Origin of the sequence: Polaribacter sp. (genome assembly GCF_965656025.1) — a bacterium.
In the GTDB taxonomy this organism is placed as follows: Bacteria; Bacteroidota; Bacteroidia; order Flavobacteriales; family Flavobacteriaceae; genus Polaribacter.
This window is the reverse complement of the sequence record NZ_CBFHJT010000025.1, coordinates 9,754-14,499: the sequence shown is the minus strand read 5'-3', so window position 1 is coordinate 14,499 and position 4,746 is coordinate 9,754. Positions and strand designations below refer to the sequence as shown.

Genomic DNA, 4,746 nt, shown 5'->3' with positions numbered 1-4,746 from the left:
CGTAGAGTAAATATTTAGATACTTTATTTTTTAAAACCGAATTTTTTCTAATTTTTCTAAAAAATTTTAGCATGAATTTAAAAGATTATTTTGTGAGACTTTAGAGTTGTTTTAATTATTTGCACTTGTAGGATAAAACTCTTTTACAATTCTTAATTCGGTTCTAAAAGCCAGCATTTTGTCAGCAAACTTTTTTAAACCTTCTAAACGTAAATTATCTGCATCTTCTCTGTAATAATCTTCTAAATCTTCTTTGGTGTTTGCAGTGTATTGAATAGAGTATGTTTTGCCACCCATTTCTTCTTCTACCAAAACTTCTGTAAGTTTTGCTTTGGTAAATTTACCTGTGTTTAGTACTTCCGTGATATGAGATTCTATCCAAATTAACCACTCATTGTGCACGGTTTCATCTATATTTATGGTTACGTTGTATATGTACATTTTTAAGTTTTGTTTTTATTACTTTTTTTTGAAAGGTTATCTTTTATCAATTTCCTTGTATTTGTCTTCTATCTGTAAATATTCTTTTAAACCAATATTTTTTATGCTAAAGTCTTTTTTTAATAATTCTAATTTTAAACTTTGATAATCTTCATTGCCGTATACAGGTAATTCTCTATATTTTTCAATTCCAATATTTTTGTTTTTAAAGTAAACTATTTTTTCAAAAATTTGTCCATAGGGTTCTGTTGATTTTCTTTTTCTCTTGTAAAGTAGAGGAGTAATTCCTTTTTCAATATTTGCAAACATGTATCTATCATCTTTAAAAAACTCTTGCTTTACGTCCATATATTTTTCAACATAATACGTAACCTGAAGCTTTTTTTTGTTATCGTTTTTAAAAACTTTAATTTCTGAATTTATGTTTGAAATAAATACATTTTTTACAGATATTTGAACAGCTTTTCTTTGAAAACTCTTTACTTTTTGTTCAATTTTATTTACCCAGTTTACATTCCAAAAAACAAAAAAAGGAATGACAAAAATTAAAAAATAAGTGTATTTTTTTTTCATCACAAATTATCTCCCCTAAGTTTTCTAAAGTTTTTTCTAGCATCTACTAAAAAAATACTAGAAGGTTGCTCAAATATTATTTTTTGATAATATTCTTTCGCTTTTTCTGTATCATTTAAATGATTCTTGTAAATTTCTGCCATCATAAAATAAACATCATCTGTTAAAAAACCTTGATTGTCAGCATCCACAATTTTGGCTAAATCTAAAATGGCATCTTCATATTTTTTTTGTTTGATAAGTAATTTTGCTCTAAAAAAATACACATCATCATAAATTACCTCACCTGGTATTAATCCGTTAATTAAAATATCTTTCGATGTAATTAAACTGTTTAATTCTGCCAAAGCTGCATCGTCTTTATTTTGAAAAGCTAACAGTTCTGCTCTTGCCAATTGTTTTAAACCAGAAGGAATGGAGTCTACAGGTTCGTTGTCGGAAATTTTTAAAAATAAATTTACAGCATCATTGGCAATAAGCTGTGTTGTAGAGCCTTTTAGTACTTTTAACTGTGCTTTTGCCCAATCAAAATCTCCTTTAAAATAGCTTGTTTGCGCTACTTTAAAACGTGCTTCTTGCCCAAGTTGATGGTTTTTTAACTGCGTTTGTATTTGCGAAAAATAAATTAATGCTTTGTTAAACTTACTTGTAAAGACTAAAACATCACCTAATTTTAATTTAATTCTTGCTTTGTCAAATTTAGAATTTGCATACGTAAGCGCTTCTTCTAAAACAGCATTTGCTTGAGTAGGTTCGTTTTTAGAAAAGGTTAAATAATCTGCATATTCTACTTGCAACTTTATGGTTAAGGTGTTTTTACCAAAAGTTTCGAAAAGGCTTTTAAAAAACACCTCTGTTTCGGGGTTATTAGTAACAACCGCAATTTTGGCAAGGTATAAGTTGGCGTTTATTACTTCACTTTTTGTAGTTGATTTTTCTACAATATAGGTAAAACATTCTTTTGATGCATTGTAAGCTTGGTTCTCAAAAGCAATTTTACCCAATGTAAAAATAGAGGTTAAACTCGAGGGTTTTCTTTGGTACAATGCCTTTTCTTGCAACAAAGCTTTTGTGTAGTCTTTTTGTTGCGTAAACAACCAACTTAGCAGGATATTCCAAACATCTTTTGGCTTACTTAATGATTTTCTTAAAAGTGTTTTTCTAAAAAGAATATTACTTTCATTTTCAGAATCGTCTGTTATGTATTTGCTGGTATATCTTTGTACGAGGCTAAAATATTGCTCGTTTTTATCTACCATATCTATGTAAGCCTCAAACATTTGTTTAAACTCACCTTTTTCTCCGTAAATCTGTGCTATTTGAAAACTATAGTTGGCATTTTTGTTGGCTTCCATAGCCTTTTGATACGCTAAAATTGCATTGTCTAACTGATTATAATCTTTAAACAAACGCCCAATCAATCCTCCATAAGAAGGTGTTTTTTCTAATCCTTTTATGGCAAGATTGTAATTTTCTGATGCTTTTACTTTGGCTCCTTGTTTTTCGAAATTAGAGCCCAAATACACATACAAATATATTTGACTCTTGTTTGCTTTTATTCTGTTTTTTAACAGCGTTTCTGCCTTTGAAAACTGTTCAGTTTCTTGATAACAGCTTATCAATCGTCCTAAATAAGTAGTGTTAAATGGACTCGAGTCATACAATTTTTTGTAGATCTGTGTTGCTTTTTCATAAGCACCTTCTCTATAATAATTTTCTGCAAGCAAATAATCATTCTGAGCTTTGTTTTGTTGAGCGTTCACAAAGCCACTAAGTGTAACTAAAAAAAGGAAAATTAATTTTTTCATTGTTTTCAAATATAATCAACCTAAATGTTAATTTTTTATTAAACCAAACCTATTTTACTTTCTTTTTGTAACAATTTGGCACAAAAGTTGTCTATAAGATAAATAACCAATCAAATTTTAATGTTATGAACACATTTTCTAAACAATACGAAATTGCAAAAAAGAACTCTATAGAGTTTATGAAAAACGGACAAATATCTGCTTACTTAAATGCCTTAGTAGAAATGAATAAATACAAAAGGTTAATGGTTGCAGTGGTTGCGAACTAATTATTAGTATTCAGTTGCCAGTCTTCAGTATTTAGTCAGAAACTGACTGCAAGCTGCTACTGTTTTACTGCTTACTCAATAGTAGAGAAACCACAATAAGGTACCAAAACATCAGGAATTTTAATTCCATCTTCAGTTTGGTAATTCTCTAAAATACCTGCTAACACACGAGGTAAAGCCAAAGAACTACCATTTAAGGTGTGTGCCAATTCACTTTTACCGTCTTTATTTTTAAAACGTAATTTTAATCGGTTTGCCTGAAAAGTTTCAAAATTAGAGGCAGAACTAATTTCTAACCATCTGTCTTGTGCTGTAGAAAACAATTCAAAATCGAATGTTAACGCAGCTGTAAAACCAGTATCTCCACCACACAAACGCAAAATTCTGTATGGTAATTTTAATTCTCTTAAAATATTTTTAATATGTTCTACCATATCATTTAAGGCATGGTATGATTTTTCTGGATGCTCAATTCTTACAATTTCTACTTTATCAAATTGATGCAACCTGTTTAAACCTCTAACATGTGCACCATAACTACCAGCTTCACGTCTAAAACAAGGTGTGTAGCCAGTTGCAGTTATCGGAAAATCGCTTTCTTGAACTAAATTCCCACGAAACATATTGGTAATTGGCACTTCTGCTGTGGGTATTAAAAACAAATCGTCTTCGGTTGCATGATACATTTGTCCATCTTTATCTGGTAATTGTCCAGTAGCAGTGGCAGATGCTGTATTTACTAAATGTGGTACTTGGTATTCTTTATAACCAGCAGCTATATTTTTATCTAAAAAATAGTTAATTAAAGCACGTTGCAACCTTGCACCCTTGCCTTTATACACAGGAAAACCAGCACCTGTTATTTTGTTTCCTAACTCGAAATCTATGATGTCGTATTTTTTTGCCAACTCCCAATGAGGCAATGCATTCTCACCTAAATCTGGTATAGTCCCTTCTTTAAAAACTTCTTCATTATCTTCTTCCGAGCTTCCTGCTTTTACAGAAGCATGTGGTACATTAGGTATTTGATAAAGCAATTGCTGTAACTCATCAGAAAAACCTGCTAACTTTTCTGTTAACTCTTTAGATTGCTCTTTTAACTGACTTGTTTTTTCTTTTAAAATGTTCGCTTTTTGTACCTCTCCAGATTTAAAAAGACCACCGATTTGTTTAGAAATTGTATTAGATTCTGATAAAACTGTATCTAAAGCAACCTGTGTTGCCCTTCTATTTTCATCGACATTTAAAACTTGTTCTAACATCTTTTCTGCATCTGCAAAATTACGTTTTGCCAAACCCGCTAAAACAGTTTCTTTGTTTTCTCTAATAAATTGTACTTGTAACATCTCGTAAGAATTTAAGAATGCAAATATATAATTTGTGCTATAAAAAAACCTTTAATCAACTAAAATTTATAAGTTGTTTAAAATATAGTTTTTTGCAGTTTTTTCGTCTTCTTTAAGTTGATGAATTAAGGCATCTATGGATGCAAATTTTTCTTCGTTTCTTAAAAAATACAGCAATTCTATGGTTAATTTTTTTCCGTATAAATCTTGATTAAAATCAAAAAAATGCACTTCTATGGTTTGGTAATTGCCATCTACAGTAGGTCTATTTCCAATATTCATCATGCCAAAAACGGTGTTTTTTTCTAT

Annotated in this window: 6 protein-coding genes; 1 reads left to right on the top strand and 5 read right to left on the bottom strand. The window is 29.9% G+C overall.

The window, feature by feature from the left end:
- Positions 1 to 111 precede the first annotated feature (111 nt).
- From ACTG3S_RS06575 to ACTG3S_RS06565, 3 genes are read right to left on the bottom strand one after another with little or no spacing between them, the layout of a single operon-like run.
- Positions 112 to 441 carry a DUF4286 family protein gene (locus ACTG3S_RS06575; RefSeq protein ID WP_439128567.1) on the bottom strand — a complete coding sequence of 110 codons (330 nt, stop codon included), beginning with the start codon at positions 439 to 441 and terminating at the stop codon, positions 112 to 114.
- A 36-nt stretch (positions 442 to 477) separates the two neighbouring features.
- Entirely contained in the window at positions 478 to 1,014 is a 537-nt protein-coding gene (locus ACTG3S_RS06570) for a hypothetical protein (RefSeq protein WP_439128566.1), read from the bottom strand.
- Positions 1,014 to 2,822 carry a tetratricopeptide repeat protein gene (locus tag ACTG3S_RS06565; protein ID WP_439128565.1) on the bottom strand — a complete coding sequence of 603 codons (1,809 nt, stop codon included), beginning with the start codon at positions 2,820 to 2,822 and terminating at the stop codon, positions 1,014 to 1,016. The genes ACTG3S_RS06570 and ACTG3S_RS06565 overlap by 1 nt, the downstream gene beginning before the upstream one ends.
- Positions 2,823 to 2,947: 125 nt before the next feature.
- On the opposite strand from ACTG3S_RS06565, the gene ACTG3S_RS06560 reads away from it, so the two are divergent.
- Entirely contained in the window at positions 2,948 to 3,091 is a 144-nt protein-coding gene (locus ACTG3S_RS06560; protein ID WP_439128564.1) for a hypothetical protein, read from the top strand.
- A gap of 71 nt (positions 3,092 to 3,162) precedes the next feature.
- Here the strand turns inward: ACTG3S_RS06560 and serS are convergent, their stop codons facing one another.
- Both serS and ACTG3S_RS06550 read right to left on the bottom strand, forming a co-directional pair.
- Positions 3,163 to 4,437: a serine--tRNA ligase gene (gene serS / locus ACTG3S_RS06555; protein WP_439128563.1), complete on the bottom strand. Its 1,275-nt coding sequence runs from the start codon at positions 4,435 to 4,437 to the stop codon at positions 3,163 to 3,165.
- A gap of 66 nt (positions 4,438 to 4,503) precedes the next feature.
- Positions 4,504 to 4,746: riboflavin kinase (locus ACTG3S_RS06550; protein WP_439128562.1), on the bottom strand; the 243-nt coding region annotated here is incomplete at its 5' end.

Bases quoted from the DNA above. Each gene is read 5' to 3' on its own strand.
- ACTG3S_RS06575 (WP_439128567.1), bottom strand. From the start codon at position 441: ATGTACATATACAACGTAACCATAAATATAGATGAAACCGTGCACAAT.
- ACTG3S_RS06570 (WP_439128566.1), bottom strand. From the start codon at position 1,014: ATGAAAAAAAAATACACTTATTTTTTAATTTTTGTCATTCCTTTTTTT.
- ACTG3S_RS06565 (WP_439128565.1), bottom strand. From the start codon at position 2,822: ATGAAAAAATTAATTTTCCTTTTTTTAGTTACACTTAGTGGCTTTGTG.
- ACTG3S_RS06560 (WP_439128564.1), top strand. From the start codon at position 2,948: ATGAACACATTTTCTAAACAATACGAAATTGCAAAAAAGAACTCTATA.
- serS (WP_439128563.1), bottom strand. From the start codon at position 4,437: ATGTTACAAGTACAATTTATTAGAGAAAACAAAGAAACTGTTTTAGCG.